The 20,235-nt window shown below is 68.9% G+C and carries 20 protein-coding genes; 6 read left to right on the top strand and 14 right to left on the bottom strand.

Features of this window, described 5'->3' with window-relative positions; genetic code table 11:
- Nucleotides 1–22: 22 nt before the first annotated feature.
- The 7 genes from PARN5_RS0111820 to murB all read right to left on the bottom strand — a co-directional run bounded on the left by PARN5_RS0111820 (nt 23) and on the right by murB (nt 8,345).
- Nucleotides 23–865, bottom strand: coding sequence for an outer membrane protein assembly factor BamD (locus tag PARN5_RS0111820; RefSeq protein WP_017999982.1), 843 nt, complete (start codon nt 863–865; stop codon nt 23–25).
- A gap of 128 nt (nt 866–993) precedes the next feature.
- The gene (gene lpxC, locus PARN5_RS0111815; RefSeq protein ID WP_017999981.1) at nt 994–1,935 is read right to left on the bottom strand and encodes a UDP-3-O-acyl-N-acetylglucosamine deacetylase; all 942 of its coding nucleotides are present in this window, start codon (nt 1,933–1,935) and stop codon (nt 994–996) included.
- A gap of 231 nt (nt 1,936–2,166) precedes the next feature.
- Nucleotides 2,167–3,804 carry a cell division protein FtsZ gene (ftsZ, locus tag PARN5_RS0111810; RefSeq protein ID WP_017999980.1) on the bottom strand — a complete coding sequence of 546 codons (1,638 nt, stop codon included), beginning with the start codon at nt 3,802–3,804 and terminating at the stop codon, nt 2,167–2,169.
- 214 nt (nt 3,805–4,018) lie between these two features.
- Nucleotides 4,019–5,353: a cell division protein FtsA gene (ftsA, locus tag PARN5_RS0111805; protein WP_017999979.1), complete on the bottom strand. Its 1,335-nt coding sequence runs from the start codon at nt 5,351–5,353 to the stop codon at nt 4,019–4,021.
- A 21-nt stretch (nt 5,354–5,374) separates the two neighbouring features.
- Nucleotides 5,375–6,397: a cell division protein FtsQ/DivIB gene (locus PARN5_RS0111800; RefSeq protein ID WP_017999978.1), complete on the bottom strand. Its 1,023-nt coding sequence runs from the start codon at nt 6,395–6,397 to the stop codon at nt 5,375–5,377.
- Complete coding sequence (locus PARN5_RS0111795; protein WP_026155369.1) at nt 6,385–7,308, bottom strand: D-alanine--D-alanine ligase; 924 nt, start codon at nt 7,306–7,308, stop codon at nt 6,385–6,387. Before PARN5_RS0111795 ends, PARN5_RS0111800 begins: the two co-directional genes overlap by 13 nt.
- A 116-nt stretch (nt 7,309–7,424) precedes the next feature.
- Complete coding sequence (gene murB, locus PARN5_RS0111790; protein WP_017999976.1) at nt 7,425–8,345, bottom strand: UDP-N-acetylmuramate dehydrogenase; 921 nt, start codon at nt 8,343–8,345, stop codon at nt 7,425–7,427.
- Between the two features lie 302 nt (nt 8,346–8,647).
- Here murB and PARN5_RS22040 point away from each other — a divergent pair, with 302 nt between their 5' ends.
- The gene (locus tag PARN5_RS22040; RefSeq protein ID WP_017999975.1) at nt 8,648–9,793 is read left to right on the top strand and encodes an OmpA family protein; all 1,146 of its coding nucleotides are present in this window, start codon (nt 8,648–8,650) and stop codon (nt 9,791–9,793) included.
- A 24-nt stretch (nt 9,794–9,817) separates the two neighbouring features.
- Here the strand turns inward: PARN5_RS22040 and PARN5_RS0111780 are convergent, their stop codons facing one another.
- A complete protein-coding gene (locus PARN5_RS0111780) occupies nt 9,818–10,183 on the bottom strand; it encodes a hypothetical protein (protein ID WP_017999974.1) in 366 nt (121 codons plus the stop codon).
- Nucleotides 10,184–10,360: 177 nt separating this feature from the next.
- Between PARN5_RS0111780 and PARN5_RS0111775 the strand changes: the two genes are divergently transcribed.
- Nucleotides 10,361–10,714: a hypothetical protein gene (locus PARN5_RS0111775; RefSeq protein WP_017999973.1), complete on the top strand. Its 354-nt coding sequence runs from the start codon at nt 10,361–10,363 to the stop codon at nt 10,712–10,714.
- Nucleotides 10,715–10,728: 14 nt separating this feature from the next.
- Here PARN5_RS0111775 and PARN5_RS0111770 read toward each other — a convergent pair whose 3' ends face one another.
- The 6 genes from PARN5_RS0111770 to PARN5_RS22035 form a co-directional block, all read right to left on the bottom strand.
- Nucleotides 10,729–11,001 carry a DUF2484 family protein gene (locus PARN5_RS0111770; RefSeq protein WP_017999972.1) on the bottom strand — a complete coding sequence of 91 codons (273 nt, stop codon included), beginning with the start codon at nt 10,999–11,001 and terminating at the stop codon, nt 10,729–10,731.
- On the bottom strand, nt 10,998–12,410 hold the full coding sequence (murC, locus tag PARN5_RS0111765; RefSeq protein ID WP_017999971.1) for a UDP-N-acetylmuramate--L-alanine ligase: 1,413 nt from the start codon (nt 12,408–12,410) through the stop codon (nt 10,998–11,000). Before murC ends, PARN5_RS0111770 begins: the two co-directional genes overlap by 4 nt.
- A complete protein-coding gene (murG, locus tag PARN5_RS0111760; RefSeq protein WP_017999970.1) occupies nt 12,407–13,498 on the bottom strand; it encodes an undecaprenyldiphospho-muramoylpentapeptide beta-N-acetylglucosaminyltransferase in 1,092 nt (363 codons plus the stop codon). Before murG ends, murC begins: the two co-directional genes overlap by 4 nt.
- The gene (locus tag PARN5_RS0111755) at nt 13,495–14,664 is read right to left on the bottom strand and encodes a putative peptidoglycan glycosyltransferase FtsW (protein WP_017999969.1); all 1,170 of its coding nucleotides are present in this window, start codon (nt 14,662–14,664) and stop codon (nt 13,495–13,497) included. The genes murG and PARN5_RS0111755 overlap by 4 nt, the downstream gene beginning before the upstream one ends.
- Nucleotides 14,665–14,803: 139 nt before the next feature.
- Nucleotides 14,804–15,193 carry a DoxX family protein gene (locus tag PARN5_RS0111750; protein WP_017999968.1) on the bottom strand — a complete coding sequence of 130 codons (390 nt, stop codon included), beginning with the start codon at nt 15,191–15,193 and terminating at the stop codon, nt 14,804–14,806.
- Between the two features lie 131 nt (nt 15,194–15,324).
- On the bottom strand, nt 15,325–16,269 hold the full coding sequence (locus tag PARN5_RS22035; RefSeq protein ID WP_232419343.1) for a TerC family protein: 945 nt from the start codon (nt 16,267–16,269) through the stop codon (nt 15,325–15,327).
- A 323-nt stretch (nt 16,270–16,592) separates the two neighbouring features.
- Here PARN5_RS22035 and PARN5_RS0111740 point away from each other — a divergent pair, with 323 nt between their 5' ends.
- Genes PARN5_RS0111740 through PARN5_RS0111725 form a run of 4 tightly spaced genes read left to right on the top strand, consistent with a single transcriptional unit; the run spans nt 16,593 to nt 20,184 of the window.
- On the top strand, nt 16,593–17,456 hold the full coding sequence (locus PARN5_RS0111740; RefSeq protein ID WP_017999966.1) for a hypothetical protein: 864 nt from the start codon (nt 16,593–16,595) through the stop codon (nt 17,454–17,456).
- Nucleotides 17,456–18,382, top strand: a complete 927-nt coding sequence (gene metA / locus PARN5_RS0111735; protein ID WP_026155368.1) for a homoserine O-succinyltransferase — start codon at nt 17,456–17,458, stop codon at nt 18,380–18,382. The genes PARN5_RS0111740 and metA overlap by 1 nt, the downstream gene beginning before the upstream one ends.
- A complete protein-coding gene (ppk2, locus tag PARN5_RS0111730; protein WP_017999964.1) occupies nt 18,383–19,294 on the top strand; it encodes a polyphosphate kinase 2 in 912 nt (303 codons plus the stop codon).
- Nucleotides 19,291–20,184, top strand: coding sequence for a TPM domain-containing protein (locus tag PARN5_RS0111725; protein WP_017999963.1), 894 nt, complete (start codon nt 19,291–19,293; stop codon nt 20,182–20,184). The genes ppk2 and PARN5_RS0111725 overlap by 4 nt, the downstream gene beginning before the upstream one ends.
- Nucleotides 20,185–20,235 lie beyond the last annotated feature (51 nt).

Here is a 20,235-nt window from a genome sequence, read left to right as displayed (position 1 = left end):
CTGCCGCGCGTGACGCGCGGGCCTATAGCCACTTGCCCTGGATCACCTGGCGATAGACCCGGGTCAGCCAGCTGTCGCCGCGTGCCTCGGGCTTCAGCCCATGGCCGCGCAGCTGCGCATAGGCGTCCTCGTAGAAGGGCGAGGACTGGAAGTTGTGGCCCAGGATCGCGCCCGCCGTCTGCGCCTGGTCGTTCAGGCCAAGCGCCAGATAGGCCTCGACCAGCCGCATCAGCGCCTCGGGCGTGTGGGTCGTGGTCTGGTATTCCTCGACCACCACGCGGAAGCGGTTGATGGCGGCGGTGTAATGGCCACGCTTGAGGTAGTAGCGGCCGATCTCCATTTCCTTCGCCGCCAGGTGGTCGAAGGCGAGGTCGAACTTCAGGATCGCCGAGCGGGCATATTCGGTGTCGGGATATTGCTCGATCACCTCGCGCAGCGATTGCAGGGCCTGGAAGGTCAGGCCCTGGTCGCGGCCGATCTCGTCGATCTGGTCGTAATAGGAAAGCGCCAGCAGGTATTTCGCATAGGCCGCGTCCTCGTCGCCCGGATAGGTGTCGATGAAACGCTGGGCGGCGCCGCGCGCCTCTTCGTAGTCGCGGGCGCGGTGATAGGAATAGGCCTGCATGATCAGCGCGCGCTTGGCCCATTCGGAATAGGGGTAAAGCCGCTCGACCTCGGTGAAATACTTCACCGCGTCCTTCGGCTTGCGCGTGTTCTCAAGCTCGTATTCGCCGCGCTTGTAGATTTCCTCGGCGGTGAAATTCTCGAATGATTCGGGCGTTTTGCTGGCGCCGCCGCCACATCCTGCCAGAAGGCCAATCGACAGCACAGCCGCGACCAAGGAACCCGATCTGATGCCTGTCATTCCACCCTGCCCGTCAGAATCTTGCGTCGCCGCGACGGCGTCAGGCCGCGCGGCCCGGTCGTCCTAGCACAGAAAATCGGGCTGCGCAAAATGCCAAAACCGGAAAATCTGCGGCCCGGCCGTCACCTTCAGGCGACGGCCAGCTGGCGCAGCGGCGCGGCCATGCGCGCGGCCGCGGCGATCACGCCGGCGCCCGGCAGGCGGCTTTCCATTTCCGGGGTCAGCGTGACCCATTCCCAAGCATCTGCTTCGGCGAAAAGCGCGCGCAGCAGCTTGTTGGTCATGGCATGCCCGGCGCGGTGGCCGGTATAGCGCGCCAGCAGCGGTGCCCCGGCCAGCGCCAGGTCGCCCACCGCGTCCAGCATCTTGTGGCGCACGGCCTCGTCCCGGTGGCGCAACCCGCCGGGCGACAGCACCTTGTCGCCGTCGAAGACCACGGCGTTCAGATAGGTGCCGCCAAGCGCCAAGCCGTTCTGCTGCATCCGCACCACGTCGGCCTGGCGGCAGAAGGTGCGGCTGTCCATCAGCTCATGCACGAAGCTGCCGTTCGCCATGTCCAGCGACTTTTCCTGATGGCCGATGGCGGCATCGGTGAAGTCGATGTCGAAATGCATTTCCAGGTGGTCGGCCGGCGACAGGCGGGCAAAGCCCTCGCCCATCTGCACCTCGACCGGGCGCAGCACGCGGATGGCGCGCAGGGGTGCGTCGGGTTGCTGGCGCAGTCCGGCCTCGAGGATACCCTGCACGAAGGGCGCGGCCGAGCCGTCGAGGATCGGCACCTCGGGTCCGTTCACCTCGACCACGGCATTGTTGATGCCGGTGCCCGACAGCGCCGCCATGACATGCTCGACCGTCGAGACGGTGGCGCCCTGGCCGTTGTCCAGAAGCGTGCACAGTTGCGAGGGCGTCACCCGGTCCCAGCGCGCCGGGATGCGGGCGCGGCCGAGGTCGGTGCGCACGAAGACGATGCCGTGATCGGCCGGCGCCGGCAGGATCGCCAGCCGCACGGCCGCACCGGAATGCAGTCCGACGCCGCGGAACTGGGCTTTCTGAGCGATGGTGGTCTGCATGGTCTGGCCTGCCGGTTCTGTGAGTCGTCGCCGCAAGGGATTCTCGCGGCGTGTCCTTCAGTTAGGCATGGGCCTGCACTTCCTCAATTAACGAATTGTAACGGGGTGAAACAATCCATGCCGCGGTGCGGAAAGATTCCGCCGATGCCCGGCAAGGCCCTGATTCCGCCAATGAAAAAGGACCGCCGAAGCGGTCCTTCCAGATTCCCGAGGCGAAAACTTGTGAACGCCTCAATTGGCCTGACGGCGCAGGAAAGCCGGGATCTCGACATTGTCGCCGCCGCGATCCGGGCTGGCCAGATCGTCGAAGCCGGCATCGAATCCGCCGCTGCGACGGGCCTGCACCCGCTCGCTGACGCGCTCGGCGATGGTCGAGGGCGCGGGCTTCTCGGCCTGTTCGCCATGGCCCGAGATGCGCTCCAGCATGCGGCTGAGGCCGGCCATGCGGCCCTGCCCGCGCGCCGGATCGGCGGCCGGCTGCTGCTGCTGGGCCGGGCGGCCCTGGGCGGCGGCCTGGCGCTCGGGCGCCTTCTGCACGGCGGCGGCCAGGCGCTGCATCACCGCATCCGAGGGCGTGCCGGCCGGCGCCGGAGCGCGGCTCGGGGCCACGAAGCCGCCGGCATCGCCGTTCAGCGCGTCGCGCGGCGGCGCGGCGGCCGGCTGACGCAATTCGGGCTGATAGGCCGGGCGCGGCATGTCCTCTTCCTCATAGCGCGCGGCGGGGGCCGCGGGCTGGGCTTGCACGCGCGGCTGCATCATCGGCTGCGGCGCGGCTTCCGCCGCCGGGGCGACGCGGCGCGGCGGCACCGGCAGCTCTTCCTCGACGCGCTGGGTGACCGGCGGGTTCTGGGTCAGCGGCTCTTTCATGCCACGGCGCGGTGCCGGGATCTCGGCCGCCGAGGCGTCGATGCCGGTCGCCACGACCGAAACGCGGATCGTGCCTTCCATCGAGGGATCCATGGTCGAGCCGACGATGATATTGGCATCGGCATCGACCTTTTCGCGGATCTTCTCGGCCGCCTCGTCCATTTCGAACAGGGTCAGGTCGTAGCCGCCGGTGATGTTGATCAGCACGCCCTTGGCGCCGTTCAGGCTGATTTCGTCCAAGAGCGGGTTGGCGATGGCCTTCTCGGCCGCCTGCACGGCGCGGTTCTCGCCCGAGGCCTCGCCGGTGCCCATCATCGCCTTGCCCATCTCGTCCATGACCGCGCGCACGTCGGCGAAGTCGAGGTTGATCAGGCCCGGACGCACCATCAGGTCGGTCACGCCCTTGACGCCCTGATAGAGCACGTCGTCGGCCATGGCGAAGGCTTCGGTGAAGGTGGTCTTTTCGTTGGCCAGCCGGAACAGGTTCTGGTTCGGGATGATGATCAGCGTGTCCACGACCTTCTGCAGGGCCTCGACGCCCTCCTCGGCCTGGCGCATGCGCTTGGTGCCTTCGAACTGGAAGGGCTTCGTCACCACGCCGACGGTCAGGATGCCCATCTCGCGCGCGGCCTGGGCGATGATCGGGGCGGCGCCGGTGCCGGTGCCGCCGCCCATGCCGGCGGTGATGAAGCACATATGCGCGCCCATCAGGTGGTCGACGATGTCCTCGATGGTTTCCTCGGCGGCCTTGGCGCCGATCGAGGGCTTGGCGCCGGCGCCCAGCCCCTCGGTCACCTTGGGACCGATCTGGATGCGGCTGTCGGCTTTCGAGGATTGTAGCGCCTGGGCGTCGGTGTTCGCGACGACGAATTCGACCCCTTCCAGCTGCTTGTCGATCATGTTGTTGACCGCGTTGCCACCTGCCCCACCGACGCCGAAGACGGTGATGCGCGGCTTCAGTTCCTGTTCGTCGTTCAGCATCAGGTGGATCTGCCGTTCCATGTCTCGCCTGCCTTTTTGTTTGCCGGACGCAGCTGGCCCGGTCGAATCCCCATTACCCACAAGCCTAGCCAGATTCGGCCCGACCGTCACCCGAAAAACACAGCCAAACCACCAAATATGGCGGTCCGGCAGGATGTATTAGGCGGTATCTTGCCCATTCTCCAGCATGTGGTGTGGACAGCTGTCCGCACCACCGCATCGGCGCCGCATTCAACTACCAGTTGTTGCGGAACCAGCGATAAGCCCGGCGCAGGCTGCGCGCCGGATAGTGTTCGGCGGGCATGTCGAAATCCCACCACTCGTCCTGCGGATGCGCGGTCAGCAGCGACAGGCCGATGGCCGAGGAGAACCCCGGCGCGGTCGCGTTATGCGGCAGGCCCTGGATGCGCAGCGGCCGGCCGATGCGCACGTTCTGGCCCAGCATGCGCGCCGCCAGCACGTCCAGTCCCGGGATCTGGCTGCCGCCGCCGGTCAGCACGATCTGGCGCGCGGGCATCGAATCGAAGCCGGCGGCATCCAGGATGCCGGCGACGTTCTCCAGGATTTCCTCGACGCGCGGGCGCATGATGCCGATCAGGTCGGCGCGGCTGACGGCGCGGCGGTCGGTGTCCCAGTCGCCGGTCTCGCCGCCCAGCTCGATCATCTCGCGGTCGTCGCGGCCGGTGGCTTCCAGCCCGCCATGCAGGGTCTTCAGCCGCTCGGCCACGGCATGGCTGACGCGCAGGCCCTTGGCGATGTCCTGGGTGATCAGCTCGCCGCCGAAGCGCACGGCATCGGCGAAGATCATGTGCTTCTTGATGAAGATCGACACGCCCGTGGTGCCGCCGCCCAGATCGACGCAGGCGGCGCCCAGCTCCTGCTCGTCCTCGACCAGCGCGGCAAGGCCCGAGGCATAGGAGGCCGAGGCCACCCCCGCCAGCTCCATGTCGCAGCGCCGGATGCAATGCACCAGGTTGCTGGCCGCGTCGCCGTCGATGGTCAGGACGTGCATGTCGCAGGCCAGCCGGTTGCCCGACTGGTCGCGCGGGTCCGACAGCCCCGAGCGGCCGTCCAGGGCGAAGTTCACCGGCTGGGCGTGCAGCACCTCGCGGCCGCGGCCGAAATCGGGCACCTCGCAGGCGGCGAGCACGCGGGCCACGTCGCCCTCGCCCACCTTGCCAGCGGGCAGCGGGATCTCGCCCGCCAGGCCATAGCTTGCCGGGCGCGCGCCCGAGATGCAGGCGATGACGTGATCGACCCTGACCCCGGCGACCTTCTGCGCCGACTGGATGACGGTGCGGATGGCGCGCTCCGTCTCGGCCATGGTCTCGATCTCGCCATAGCGCATCCCGCGCGAGCGGGTGGTGGCGGTGCCGATGACGCGGAAATTCGACTGGCCGGCCATCGGGCCGACGCCGTCCGTCTCGCGGAACTGGCTCGGGCCGTCGAATTGCAGCACCAAGCAGGCGATCTTCGAGGTTCCGATGTCGAGGACCGCGATGACGCCACGCTGCATCGCCTGGCGGCGCATCTGCCGCATCGCGCGCTGGCCCTGATACAGATCCTTCATCTTTCCCGCCCCTTCAGCCTGTTAGCCGCTTTTCTTCTTGCCGTTTGCAGATTTCCGTTCCGTCGCCTCGACCGCGATCGGCTTGCCGTCCGGGCCAAGCTCGGGCTGGCCGCGGGCGTGGCGGATGGCGTTCTGCGCCTCGAGCCCCAGCCGCACCACCGGCCGCTGCTGCTGGCGCAGGTCCACCACCGCAATGTCGCGGTCCAGCATGTGCTGGGCGCGGTCGATGGCGATGGCGCGTTCCAGCGCCTGCAACGCGCCGTTCTCGGGCAGCTTGATGCGCTGGCCGCGGTCCAGCACCACGTCCCAGCGCCGCTCGCCCATGCGTTCGAGCCCGCGCAGCCGCGGCAGCACCGGGCCGGCGGCGTCGATCAGCGCCAGCGCCTCGGCCGCGGCGCGGTCGGCGCCCTCGCCCGAGATGATCGGCAGGTCGCCCCGCACCTCGCGCGCGGTGACCGAGGCGACGCGGTGCCCGGTCTTGTCCAGCAGCTCGATGCCGCGGGCATGGCGCCACAGCACCGCCGGCACCCGCTCGGTCACCACGGCCGACAGCACGCCGCCGGGCTTGATGCGCAGGTCCACCGCCTCGACGGCATCCAGCTTCAGCACGCGCTCGCGCAGCTTTTCCAGGTCCAGATCGAAGCTCGAGGCCGGCAGGTCCACGGGCAGCATGGCGCGCAGCCCCTTGTCCACCACGGGCGAGGCGCCCTCGATGGTCATCATGCGGACCATGAATTCGTCGCGGTGCTGGACCTTGTCGACGATGGCGTCGATGCCGCCGGTCAGGTTGGCGCGGCGGGTGTCGTCCGACAGCCAGATCCCCGCCACCAGCGCCGCCAGAAAGGCCGGCAGCCCGACATGCACCAGCCGCCGCACCAGCGGGCGCAGCATCATCCGGTTCAGCCGATAGGCCAGCCGCGAGGGCGCCGGATCCTTGCGCACCGGGCGCGGCTGCTGCGACGGCGCCGGGCGCGACGGCGCGTGGCGCACCGGCGCCGGCCTTCCGCCATCCCCTTGGCCGCGATGGAAATTCAGCCCCTGCATAGCGCCTCCTCGACGATCCAGCGGCACAGCGCGGGGAAGTCCATGCCGACATGCGCCGCCTGTTCCGGCGCCAGCGAGGTCGGCGTCATCCCCGGCTGGGTATTGGTCTCGAGGATGATGAGCCCGGCCAGCCCGCGCGATTCGTCCCAGCGGAAATCGCTGCGCGACAGGCCGCGGCACCCCAGCGCCCGATGCGCCCGGACCGCGAAGTCGCGGCAGGCAGCGTCGATCTCGGCCGGGACTTGGGCCGGGATGACATGGCGCGAGCCGCCGGGCTTGTATTTCGCGTCGTAGTCATACCAGCCCTCGGTGACGATCTCGGTCACGCCAAGCGCCCGGTCGCCCAGCACGGCGACGGTCAACTCGCGGCCGGGGGCATAGGTCTCGACCATGACCCGCGCGGGCATCCGGTCCGAGAGCTGCGGCGGGGCATTGGCGGCCTCGTGGACGATATAGACCCCGACCGAGGAGCCCTCGTCATTCGGCTTGACGACATAGGGCGGCGGCAGGACGTGGCGGCTGCGCACCTCGGCCGCATCGGCGATGACGCTTTCGACGACGGGGATGCCCGCCTCGCGAAAAGCCTGCTTTGCCCGGGACTTGTCCATGGCCAGCGCCGAGGCCAGCACGCCGGAATGGGTATAGCGAAGCCCCAGCCATTCCATCAGGCCCTGGACGCAGCCGTCCTCGCCCCAACGGCCGTGCAGCGCGTTGAAGACCACGTCCGGCGCGCATTCGGCCAGACGCGCGGGCAGATCCCTGCCCGCATCCAATTCGACGACTTCATAGCCCGCCTGCCGCAGCGCATTCGCGCATTCCCGCCCGGACGAGAGGGAAACCTCGCGCTCGGCCGAGGGTCCGCCCATCAGGACCACGACTTTCGGGGCTGTCCTGCTCGACCTGCCCGCCAATTTTGCCTCATTCTCCCGGTTTGTCCGGGTGTTTATCGCGGCAGGATAGCGGGTTGCGCGGAATCGCAAAAGTCCCTTTTCGCCTGTGGGGCGAGATTTCCGGGGATAACGGCGGGTTACGGCTCACCCACGCGGATGACTTCCCATTGCAGTTCGTGCCCCGAGCTTTCGCGCACCTTGTCGCGGACCAGCTCGCCCAGGGATTCCAGCTCGGCCGCCGTGGCGCCTTCGGCGTTCAGCAGGAAATTCGGATGCTTTTCAGACATTTGCGCCCCACCCAGCCGATGGCCGCGCAGGCCGGCGGCGTCGATCAGGCTCCAGGCTTTCAGTTCGTGGGAATCGTCGGCACGGCCGGTCGAGGAAAAGCCGGCCGGGTTGCGGAAAGTCGAGCCGGCCGAGCGGTCGCGGGTCGGCTGGCTGGCGTCGCGGCGGGCCAGCTGGTCGTCCATTTTCGCAGCAAGTTCAGCGGGTTCGCCCGGGGCGGCGCGGAAGGTGGCACGGGTCACGACCCAGCCCTCGGGCAGGTTGGAGTGGCGATAGGCGAGGTTCAGCGCATCGGCGGGCAGATCCTGGATGCTGCCGTCGCGCGCCACGGCCCGGACCGAGACCAGGTGGTCGGCGACATAGCTGCCGTAGCAGCCGGCATTCATGCGCACGGCGCCGCCGATGCTGCCGGGGATGGTGCGCAGGAAGGTCAGGTCGCGCCCGGCCTCGGCCGCCTTGCGCGCGACGTGCGCATCCAGCGCGGCGGCGCCGGCGGTGACGGTTTCCCCTGCGATTTCAATGGCGTTGAAGCCGCGCCCCAGCCGGATCACCACGCCGCGGATGCCGCCGTCGCGCACGATCAGGTTCGAGCCGACGCCCATCGGGAAGACCGGCACCGATGGGTCGAGCGCCGCCATGAAATCGGCCAGATCCTGTTCGTCGGCGGGCTGGAACAGCCAGTCGGCGGGGCCGCCGACGCGCAGCCATGTCAGGTCGGCAAGCGGGCGGTTCGGGGTCAGGGCGCCGCGCGGCGTGGGAAGCGTCTGGGTCATGGGCAGGCTGGTTAATCACCGTTGCGCGGGGCGTCAATCGGGCGCGCGTTGCGCGTGGTGATGCCGTGAGGGGCGCATGCGTGGATTTGCCAGCAAATGCTGAGGTTTTGGCTGTGACCGGCGTACACGGGGCGTACACCGGGCGTACACAGGCCGTGCACCGTCAGGGGTGCAGGAAGGGTGCCGGGCCGGCGCGCTTTGGCCAAGGCTTGCCGAGGCCGCTTTCCATTTCCGCTGCTCTGGGTTTTGCTGCGGCCGGGCCGGCGCATTTCGCCGGCAGGACCCAGCAAGGACGATTTTGCATGATGCGTTTTCCCCGCCCCACCCCGCAGCGCCGCCGTGGCGCGGTCTTGAGCCTTGCGCTGCTGTCGGGCCTTGCGGCCTCGGCCGGCGCGGTCATGGCCGATGAGGCGGTGACGATCCCGCCGATCCCGATGATCGTGATTCCCGAGCTGCTGGGCGTCGAGCCGGTGCAGCGGCAGTTCGAGGCGGCGCTGGCCAGCGAGATGCCGCAGATCGACGGCGTGCGGGTCGCGCCGGCGCATTGCGATGCCTCGGGCGCCTTTACCACTGGCGGGGGCATGGTGGTGCGGGACGAAGGCGGGATCGCCGCCGATCTGGGCGATCAGGGCCGCTATGTCGTCGGCCCGGACGGCGCCGGGACGGCAACGATCGGCGGCGTCACTGTCGTGGTCGAACAGGACGGATCCGGCGCGATCAGCCGGGACGCCTCGGACGGGGCGCCGGCGGTGCAGATCACGGTCGAGGCGGATGGCTCGGGCAGCTACAGCGGGCCGATCGGCCAGATCACGCTGGACGGCATGGGCGGCGGCACCTGGTCCTCGGACCAGCTGGGCCAGATCGTGATCGAGGCCGGTGGCAGCGGCAGCTGGGGCGGACCGCTGGGACAGGTCGTCAACGACGGCGACGGCGGCGGCACCTGGAGCGGACCGCCCATGGTCATCAACGAAGGCAATGGTCGCGGGCTGGTCGGCGGAAATGAGGTGGCGATAGAGCCCTTGGCGCCGGTCCCGCCCGCCGGGCGGTTCCCGCTGCTGAACACGCTGCGGATTCCGCCGGCGGCCTGCGGCTATGTCGTGACGCTGGACGATCGCATCCTGTTCGATTTCGACAAGTCCGACCTGCGCGCCGATGCCGCAGCCACCGTGGACGCGCTGTCGGCGGCCTTTGCGAAGATTGCACCGAAGCGGCTGGACATTCGCGGTCATACCGATGCCAAGGGCAGCGACGACTATAATCAGGCGCTGTCGGAACGGCGCGCGCAGACCATCGAGCAGGCGCTTGGACAGCGCGGCGTCAGCAGTGCCATGACGGCGCAGGGGCTGGGCGAGGGCCAGCCGGTCGCGCCGAACGAGATCGACGGCAAGGACAATCCCGCCGGCCGGCAGCTGAACCGCCGGGTCGAGATCTTTGTGCCGAACGGCTGATGCGGGGATGGCGCGGGCGCGCCGTCACCCAATCGCGCTGAGCACCACCACCAGCACCGAGACGGCCCCCAGCAGCCAGACATCCCAATGCCCGGCGGGGGGCGCCTTGGCCGGGCCGGGGTGCAGCAGGTCCCAGAGCCAGCGTGCAGCCGCGCCGGCCACCAGCGCTCCGGCAGCGAACAGCATCAGGATGCACAGCAGCCTGCCGATGATGCCGGGGAGAATGCCGCCGGTCTTGCTTTCGCCGATCAGGTAGCAGGCGCGGGCCGTGGCCAGCACCAGCGCAAGCTGCGCCGCAAGCGGCACCCAGCTGCGGGCGGCGGCGCGCAGGGGGCCGATGGTGGCGGTCAGCGCCAGCACGGCAGTAACGATGGCCCAGACGACGAGCATGGCGCACCTGATATGGGTTCTTCAGGCCCCGAGGCTTAGCCAGACCCGCGCCCGGCGTCAAACCGGGCCCTCCCCGTCCCGTGATCGCCAAAATTGCGCCGATGATTGGCTTGCTCCGGCGATCCTTCGGCCGCAAGGCTGCGCTGGCATGTTCATTGTGGATCAAGAGGTGGACGGGTGGGGAAATTCATTCTTGCGGCGCTGTTGCTGTGGCTTTTCGTCACCGATTCCGGCCGGCAGTTCCTGGACGGAGTCCTGCGCGGCCTGAAGGTCGAGACCGACATTGCCGCCTATGACTGCGAGAAGGTGGTCGCCATGGTGCGCGGGGAATCGCTGCAGAACGTCTTTGGCGGCAGTTTCCGGATCGTCGAGATCAGCAATGTCCTGCCGCAAAGCCACGGCAAGGACGCGATCAGCTGCACCGGCGATGTCAGCATCAGCAACGGCACCACCGAACGCATGCTGCTGTCGGTGCGCAAAAGCCGCGACGCCGGCGCGAACGGGCTGGTGTATGAGGTGAGGCCGCTGTAGCGCGCCGTCGCGGCTTAGCGCAGTCCGCGTTGCGCCAGCGCGCGGCGGCGGCGGGTCTCGAACGGGGGCCAGACCAGCAGCGACAGGCCCAGCGACAGGAACAGCACGCCGAAGCCCGGGCCGCAGAGATAGGTCAGCCAGCCCAGCACCGGCACGCCGCACAGCACCAGCGTCCACAGCGCGGCATGGCGCCAGCGCAGCCGCACGAAGGGCAGCAGGCAGGCCAGCACGCCCCACAGGACCGCGCAGGACGCCGCGACGAACGGGTGGCCGGCCAGCAGCATCATGCGGCCTGCCCCAGCAGCCGCTCGGGCAGGTTGTTGGCCCAGGTCGAGATGGTGCCGGCGCCGAGGCAGACCACCATGTCGCCGGGGCGGGCCTGTTCGCGGACCAGCCGCTCCAGGTCGCCCTCGTCCATCACGGCGCGGGCATGGCGGTGGCCGTGGGCGATGAGCCCGGCGACCAGGTCGTCGCGCGAGGCGCCGGGAATGGGTTCCTCGCCGGCGGAATAGACCTCGGCGATGGCGACCACGTCGGCCTCGTTGAAGCAGGTGCAGAAATCGTCGAACAGGCTCGAGAGCCGGGTGTAGCGATGCGGCTGGTGCACGGCGATGACCCGGCCCTTGGTGGCCTGGCGGGCGGCTTTCAGCACGGCGGCGATCTCGACCGGGTGGTGGCCGTAGTCGTCGATGATGGTGACGCCGTTCACCTCGCCCACGCGGGTGAAGCGGCGGCCGACGCCGCCGAACTTGGCCAGCGCCTCGCGGATCTGGGCGCGCTTCATGCCGAGATGGCGGGCGACCGCGACGGCTGCCAGCGCGTTCGAGACGTTGTGGTCGCCCGGCATCGGCAGGGTGCAATCCGCGATGACCGGGGCGTCCTCCTCGCCTTGCAGCGCGATGTCGAAATGCGCGATGCCGTTTTCATAGCGCAAGTTCGTCGCGCGGATGTCGGCCTGGGCGTTGAAGCCGAAGGTGACCACGCGGCGGTCGGTGGTGCGGCCGACCAGCGCCTGCACCTCGGGGTGGTCGGTGCAGCAGACGGCGAGGCCGTAGAAGGGGATGTTCGAGACGAAATCCTGGAAGCCCTTGCGCAGCGCGTCGAAGCTGCCCCAGTGCTCCATATGCTCGGGGTCGATATTGGTCACGATGGCGATGGTCGCGGGCAGGCGGTTGAAGCTGCCGTCGGATTCGTCGGCCTCGACGACCATCCATTCGCCGGCGCCGGCGCGGGCGTTGGAGCCATAGGCGTGGATGACGCCGCCGTTGATGACGGTCGGGTCGAAGCCGCCGGCGTCCAGCAGCGTCGCGACCATGGTGGTGGTGGTGGTCTTGCCATGCGTGCCGGCCACGGCGACATTCGAGCGCAGGCGCATGAGTTCCGCCAGCATCTCGGCCCGGCGCACGATGGGCAGGCCGCGGCGGCGGGCTTCCTCGAGCTCGGGGTTGCCCTTCTTGATCGCGGTCGAGATCACGACCACGCCGGCCTCGCCGATGTTTTCCGCGCGCTGGCCCTCGAAGACGGTGGCGCCGAGCTTTTCGAGCCGGTCGGTGATCTTCGAGCGTTTCGCGTCCGAACCCTGCACGGCATAGCCCAGCGTCATCAGCACCTCGGCGATGCCCGACATGCCGATGCCGCCGATGCCGATGAAGTGGATGGGGCCCAGTTCGCCCGGAAGTTTGGTCGCTGCGTTCATCGGGATAGGTCCGTTACTAGATCTGCAAGGCGCTGCGCCGCATCGGGGCGGGCGAGCTCGAGCGCGGCAGCTGCCATTCGGGTGGCGCGGGCGCTGTCGGAAAGGATGTCCCGCATGTCGCGCGCGAGGCTTGCGGCGTCAAGCACGGATTCGGGCAGAAGCACCGCCGCGCCGGATTCCGCAAGGGCACGGGCGTTGGCGGTCTGGTGGTCGGCGGTGGCGGCGGCATAGGGGATCAGCACGGCCGGGCGGCCGATCACGGTGATGTCGGCGATGGACGAGGCCCCGGCCCGGCTGACCACCAGCTGCGCCTGCGCCAGCCGCGCCGGCACGTCGTCGAAGAAGGGCCGCACGGTGGCGGCGATGCCGGCCGCCCGATAGGCGGCGGTGACGCGCTCGGCGTCCTCGGCCCGCGCCTGGTGGCTGACGGCCAGGCGGGGGCGCATGTCCTCGGGCAGGCTGGCCACGGCTTCGGGCACCACCTCCGACAGCACGCGGGCGCCCTGGCTGCCGCCGATGACCAGCAAATGCAGCGGGCCGGTCTCGCCCGGCGGGACATAGGCTGCCGCGGCCTGGTCCAGCACGGCCTGGCGCACCGGGTTGCCGGTGTGGATGCCCTCGACCCCCTCGGGCAGGCGCGTGGGCCAGGTGCCGCAGGCGACGCGGCTTACCCGGCGGGCGAAGGCCATGTTGACCCGGCCCATGACGCCGTTCTGTTCGTGGATCATGCGCGGGATGCCCAGCGCCAGCGCCGCCGCCATGGCGGGTATGGTCGGATAGCCGCCGAAGCCCACCACCACCGCCGGGCGGTCGGCGCGAAAGCGGCGCATCGCGGTCAGCACGCCCGCGCCGATGCGGAAGGGCACGGCGAGCCTGGCCAGCGCCCCGCCCCGCGCGGTGGTGGCGGAGCTGACGACCTCGCGCGCCACCGCGGCCGGGAAGGCGCCGGCATAGCGGGCGCCGCGCTCGTCGGTGGACAGCGTCACCCGCCAGCCGCGCGCCAGCAGCACCTCGGCCAGCGATTGCGCCGGAAACATATGGCCGCCGGTCCCGCCGGCGGCGATCAGGCAAAGCGGAGCCGCGCTCATCCCCGGCCCCGCCCCAGCACGTCGCCGATGCGGCCCTGCGGGCGCGAGCGGGTCAGGGCCAGCAGCATGCCCATGGCGATGCCCGAGGCGATCACCGACGAGCCGCCGTAGCTGACGAAGGGCAGCGTCATGCCCTTGGCCGGCAGAAGCCGCACCGCCACGCCCATGTTGATCAGCGCCTGCACGCCGAAGGCGCAGGCCAGCCCGGTGCCGCCGATGCGCGCGAACGGGTCGCGTTCGTCCTGCAAGCGTAGCAGCGAGCGGATGACGATGGTGGCGTAAAGCGCGATGATGATCAGGACCAGGATCAGCCCGTATTCCTCGGCGGCGACGGCGATGATGAAATCGGTATGGGCATCCGGCAGCGACCATTTGACCGAGCCCTCGCCGACGCCGACGCCGAAGAAGCCGCCCTCCTGGATCGCGTTCCAGGCATAGCCGAGCTGGGTGCGCGGATCGACCTCGGCGGCAAGGAAGCCGTTGATGCGGCGGGCGAAATGCTCGGACGCGCCATAGGCGAAGAAGCCGCCCAGCGCCGCCAGCCCCATCACGCTGCCCAGCAGGTAAAGCGGCGCGCCGGCGATGAAATACATCACGCACCAGGAAAACAGCACCAGCGAGGCCTGGCCGAAGTCGGGTTGCAGCGCCAGCAGCAACACCACCACCACCGCCAGCCCGAACGAGAACAGCTTGCCGGGCGGCCCGCCGACCTCTTGGTTGGCCGCCATGAACCAGGCGCAGATGGCGATGAAGCAGGGCTTCAGGAATTCCGAGGGCTGCACCGACATGCCGCCGGGCAGGCGCAGCCAGCGCACCGCGCCCTTGCCGAAATCGGTGCCGACGAAGGGCAGCGCCATCAGCACCACCAGCGCGGCCAGGAAGCCCAGGACGCCGATGCGGCGCACCATGCGCGGCGAGAAGGTCGAGATCACCAGCATCGCCGCCAGCGCCATGGTGCCGAACACCGCCTGCCGGGTCACGTAATAGAATTGCGGCAGGCCGTTCTTTTCGGCCAGCGGCACCGAGGCCGCCAGCCCCAGAAGAAGCCCCACCGCGAAAAGCCCCAGCACGCAGGCCAGGGACCACCGGTCCAGGGTGCGCCACCAGCGGGGAAGAATCGGATCACCAGCCCGCACGGGCGTGGTGCCAAAGACCATCTCGGTCATGGGTTACCGCCGTCACTGCCTCGTTTACGTCGCCCGTTTTCCGGGTCTGGGGCGAATCATAGCGCGATTGGCCCGGGCGCGCTACAGCGGATTGGTTAACATGCCGTGAACGTCACTGTCCGAGGTCGCCGGGCCGGCGCTAGCGCAGCCAGCCCAGGAGCCCGCCCGGCGCGCCGCCGAACAGGGCAAGGCCGCCGGCGCCCGTCGCAGCCAGCGCGAAGAAGCCGCCGGCCATGGTGACGTTCTTCATCAGCTCGGTCGGGTTGCCGCGATGCTCGAGATAGCCGGTGAGCAGGCACCACAGGCCCAGCAGCACGCCCACCGTCCGCACCGGATAGCCAAGCAGGACGGCCAGCCCGCCCAGCAGCTCGCACAGCCCGACCAGATAGGCCAGTGCCGTGGCATCCGGCACGCCGAGGGCGGCGATCAGCGGCGCGATCTTGGCCTCGCCGCCCCTGAGTTTCTGATAGCCCCAGACGATGAAGGGCAGGCCCAGAAACAGCCTTGCGACAAGAAGTCCCGTGTCCATCCGCTGCCTCCGTCCATGGTGTGGCAGGGCAATGCTGCACGGATTCCCGCCCTGCGCAAAGACGGAGTTTCGGAAAACCGCGCATGAAAAAGGCCCGGCGCAGGGCCGGGCCTTTTCACCGGGGATGCGGATCAGCCCGGCGTCACGTCCTGCGGCCCCGCCCTGCGGGTGCGCCACAGCGACCAGCCGACACCGGCGCCGAGGATGGCGAAGGTGATGCCCAGCGAGACCGCGGGCGGGAATTTCGCCAGCCCCATCAGGTCGGCGACGAACACCTTGGCGCCGATGAAGATCAACAGCACCGCCAGCGCCTGCTTGAGATATTCGAAGCGGTGGATGATCGCCGCCAGCGCGAAGAACAGCGCCCGCAGGCCCAGGATGGCGAAGATGTTCGAGGTATAGACGATATAGGGGGCGGTGGTGATGGCAAAGACCGCCGGCACCGAATCGACGGCGAAGATCACGTCGGCGATCTCGATCATCACCAGCGCCAGCAAGAGCGGCGTGGCGAAGCGGCGCAGACGGCCGGTCCTGGGGTCGGGTTGGCGCACCACGAAGGCATGGCCGTGCAGCCCTTCGGTCAGCGGCATGCGGCGGCGCAGGAAGCGCAGGACCGGGTTCGCGCCCATGTCATGCTCCTTGTCGCCCACGAACAGCATCTTGATGCCGGTCAGGATCAGGAAGCCGGCGAAGACATAGAGGATCCAGCCGTATTGCGCGACCAGCGTGGCGCCGACGCCGATCATGATGCCGCGCAGCACGATCACGCCCAGGATGCCCCAGAACAGCACGCGATGCTGATAGCGGCGCGGGATCGACAGCGTGGCGAAGATCAGCGCGATGACGAAGACATTGTCCATGGCCAGGGTCTTTTCGACCACGAAGGCGGTCATGTATTCCGCGGCGGCATTGCTGCCCAGCTGATACCAGACGAAGCCGCCGAAGAGCACGCCCAGCGTGATGTAGAAGCTCGACAGCTTCAGGCTTTCGGCGACGCCGATCTCCTTGTCGCCGCGGTTGAGCACGCCGAGGTCGAAGGCCAGCAGCAGGCGACCAGGCCGACGAAGACCAGCCACAGCCAGATCGGCGTGCCGAGAAAGAGGGTGAGATGGAAGGGTTCCACGGGTCAGGCTCCAGTTTGGGTGCTGGATGCCAGGCGCACGGGCGGGACGGTGGGTTCCGGGCTGGCATCGAGCAGGCTCGATGCGGTCCGACATCACGACTTTCGGTCGTCAGAGGGGCCCGGTCCGCCCGCAGGACTTGGGGGCTCGCGGCCCCGGCGCAAGGGGCGGTTGCGGATTTTTTGCCGAGGCTGCGGGATTCTGGGGCCTTTTCTATGCGCCGGCGCGGGATTAACTATCCCCTGCCCGACGGATGGGCCCGGCAGGAAGGAGCGCCCATGCTTTACAAGACCAAGGCCGAATGGCTGGCCGCGCCCAGAAAGCGCGTGCTGTTCTTCGGCATGTCGGGCCTCGGCAAGACCTATCTCGCCTCGATGCTGCGCGGCTCGGGCGAGTGGTTCCACTACTCGGTCGATTACCGCATCGGCACGCGCTACATGGGCGAGCTGATCGCCGACAACTTCAAGCGCGAGGCGATGAAGGTGCCGTTCCTGCGCGAGCTGCTCTTGTCGGATTCGGTCTATATCGCCAGCAACATCACCTTTGAAAACCTGGCGCCGCTGTCCACCTATCTCGGCAAGCCCGGCAGCGTGACGCGCGGCGGGCTGGAGTTCCCGGAATACATGCGTCGCCAGGGCCAGCACCGCATGGCCGAGATCGCGGCGCTCTTGGACACCAGCCATTTCATCCGCCGCGCGCAAGAGATCTACAACCTGGGGAATTTCGTCTGCGATTCCGGCGGCTCGGTCTGCGAGGTGGTCGATCCCTTCGCCGAGACCGACCCGGTGCTGGACGCGCTGGAACGCGACCTGGCCCTGGTCTGGATCAAGGGCTCGGCCGCGCATACCGAGGAGCTGGTGCGCCGCTTCGACCGCGCGCCGAAGCCGATGTATTACCAGCCGGATTTCCTGGACCGGGCCTGGACCGACTATCGCGTGGAAAAGGGCCTGGCCGAGGACGAGGTCAATCCCGACGACTTCATCCGCTGGACCTATGCCCGCGCCCTGGCCCATCGCCAGCCGCGCTACGAGGCCATGGCCCGGCGCGGCCTGACGCTCCTGGCCGAGGAAGTGGCCGAGGTCCGCAGCCCGGACGAGCTGATCGCGCTGATCGGCCGGGCCATCGAACGAAAGGAAGCATGATGCCCATCACCCTACCGAATGACCTGCCCGCCTTTGACATCCTGTCGAACGAAGGCGTCATGGTCATGTCGCCGGGTCGTGCGGCGACCCAGGACATCCGGCCGCTGCGCATCGGGCTTCTGAACCTGATGCCGAAGAAGATCCAGACCGAGAACCAGTTCGCCCGGCTGATCGGCGCGACGCCCCTGCAGATCGACTTCCAGCTGATCCGCATGTCGGACCATGAAAGCCGCAACACCGCCGCCGATCACATGGAGAGCTTCTATCGCCGCTTCTGCGACGTCGCGGCCACGGGCGAGAAGTTCGACGGGCTCATCATCACCGGCGCCCCGATCGAGCACCTGCCCTTCGAGGCGGTGACCTATTGGGACGAGCTGACCCGGGTCTTCGAATGGACCCGGACGCATGTGCATTCGACCTTCGGCGTCTGCTGGGGCGGCATGGCGATGGCCTGGTATTTCCACGGGCTGAAGAAGCACATGCTGGAGCGCAAGGCCTTCGGCTGCTTCCGCCACCAGAACCTGGCGCCCTCCAGCCCCTATCTGCGCGGCTTTTCCGACGACGTGCTGGTGCCGGTCAGCCGCTGGACCGAGGTGCGCCAGCCCGAGGTGGACGCCTGCCCGGGGCTGAACACGCTGATCGCCTCGGACCAGGTCGGGCCCTGCCTGCTGGAGGATCCGGGCCATCGCGCGCTCTATGTCTTCAACCATTTCGAATATGACAGCACCACGCTCAAGGACGAATACGACCGCGACGTGGCGGCGGGAAAGCCGATCAACGTGCCGGTGAACTATTATCCCGACGACGACCCCGCGCAGGCACCGACGAACCGCTGGCGCAGCCACGCCCATCTGCTCTACGGTAACTGGATCAACGAGATCTACCAGACCACCTGGTACGACATCTCGCGCATCGGAGAGCGGTGAATGGCGAAGAAATCCGACGAGAAGGCGCTGGCCGCGACCCGCCCCGACCTGCCCTTCGTCGGCGCCATCTCGCGCTATCTGGACAAGGACGCGCCCGAGGCGGTGCGCGAGGCGATCCGTGACGCGAGTGGCGACGAGATCCTGGACGCCTCCTTTCCCTATCGCGACGAGATGAAGGGCAAGGAATACGACGCGCAGATGCAAGGGTTGCAACTGCAACTGGTGCGGCTGATGCGCGACGTGATCCATACCGGCAAGCGCATGGTGGTGCTGTTCGAAGGCCGCGACGCCGCCGGCAAGGGCGGCACCATCGAGCGGGTGCGCGAGAACCTGAACCCGCGCTCGGCCTATATCGCCGCCCTGCCCAAGCCCAGCGAGCGCGAGGCCGGGGAATGGTATTTCCAGCGCTATGTCGACTGGCTGCCGGCGGCGGGCGAGATCGCGCTGTTCGACCGCAGCTGGTACAACCGCGGCGTGGTGGAAAAGGTCTTCGGCTTCTGCACCGAGGCGCAGCGCGAGACCTTCTTCCGCCAGCTGCCGTCCTTTGAAAGCATGCTGGTCGATGACGGGGTGATCCTGGTCAAGCTGTGGCTGAACGTCGGCCGTGCCGAGCAGCTGAAGCGCTTCCTCGACCGCGAGAAGGATCCGCTGAAGCAATGGAAGCTCAGCTCGATCGACGTGGACGGGCTGGCGAAATGGGACGACTATACCGACGCGATCCGCGACACGCTGCGGCGCAGCCATTCCGGCATCGCGCCCTGGACGGTGATCCGCTCGGACGACAAGCGCCGGGCGCGGATCGCGGCGATCCAGGCCATCCTGCGCGCGGTGGACTTCACCGGCCGCGACGATGCGGTGATCGGCAACCCGGATCCGAAGATCACCGGCGGGCCGGAGATCCTGGAACCATGATGCGGCGGCTGGCGGCCGTGCTGCTGGTCCTGGGGCTGGGGCTGGCGCTGCAGGCGCAAGCGCAGGACCTGCCCGCGCCCGCCAGCACCACGGTCAACGACTTCGCCGCGCTGCTGACGCCCGCCGATGCAAAGGCGCTGGACCGGGCGCTGTCGGACCTCGACCGCCGGACCGGCGTGCAGGGCACGGTGGTCACGCTGGACAGCAGCCACGGCGCCGGGCTCGAGGATTTCGCCACCCGGCTCTTCAACCGGTGGGGCGTCGGCCGGGCGGACCGCAACGACGGCTTCATGCTGCTGGTGCTGGCCCGGGACCGCGCGGCGCGCATCGCGCTTGGCGCCGGCTATCCCGGCGATGCCGACATCCTGGCCCAGGACATCATGCGCGGCACCATGCTGCCCGCCTTTCGCGACGGCCGCATGTCGCAGGGCATCCGCGAGGGCACGCTGGCGGTGATCGAGCAGATCGCCCTGCCCCAGGCCCAGGGCCGCGGCATCGAGGCCCCGCGCCGCAGCGGGCTCGCGCGGCTGTTCCCGGTCCTGTTCGGCGGGGCCTGGACCCTGATCCTGGCCGGCATGGGCTGGCGGCTGTGGCAACGCAACCGCTGCCCGCAATGCCGCCGGCGCGGGCTGGAAACGACCCGCGCCCCGAACAGCCAGCCACAGCCCGACGGCAGCACCCTGGTCTCGGACCAGGCGGTGACGCGGCGCTGCCCGCATTGCGGCTGGAGCGAAACCCGGCTGGCGCCGCTGGGTACGCGCAGCTTCTACGGCCCGGCCGGCGAATTGCTGCGCCAGGAACGCAACCCGGCCTTCCGCGCCAGCCGCCCCGGCAGCAGCGGCTTCGGCGGCGGCGCGTCGCGCGGCGGCGGCGCCTCGGGGCGCTGGTAGGGCGCCGGTTTCGCGAGGACGGCCGGGCTCGGCCACCGGGCAAGGCTTGCG

The sequence above is a fragment of the Paracoccus sp. N5 genome, assembly GCF_000371965.1.
Taxonomy (GTDB): domain Bacteria; phylum Pseudomonadota; class Alphaproteobacteria; order Rhodobacterales; family Rhodobacteraceae; genus Paracoccus.
Note: the sequence above shows the minus strand (reverse complement) of the source record. Positions and strands in the feature narration are given on the sequence as shown.